Annotated in this window: 1 protein-coding gene; it reads left to right on the top strand. The window is 67.5% G+C overall.

Going from position 1 to position 271, the window contains the following annotated elements:
* The coding region (locus AC5WS8_RS39510; RefSeq protein WP_496108294.1) for an alpha-glucosidase C-terminal domain-containing protein at positions 1–271 on the top strand (271 nt) is incomplete at both ends.

Here is a 271-nt window from a genome sequence, read left to right as displayed (position 1 = left end):
AAGCAGAACCCGGCCTTCGGCCTCGGCTCCTACACCGAGTTGTCGTCGTCGAACCCGGCCGTCCTCGCCTTCCTGCGGGAGTACCAGGACGACCTGGTGATGTGCGTGCACAACTTCTCCCGGTTCGCGCAGCCGACCGAACTGGACCTGCGCCGGTTCGAGGGCCGGCACCCGGTGGAACTGATCGGCGGGGTCCGCTTCCCCGCCATCGGAGAACTGCCCTACCTGCTCACCCTCGCAGGCCACGGCTTCTACTGGTTCCGCCTCCGCA

The sequence above is a fragment of the Streptomyces sp. PTL18 genome (assembly GCF_059510295.1).
Note: the sequence above shows the minus strand (reverse complement) of the source record. Positions and strands in the feature narration are given on the sequence as shown.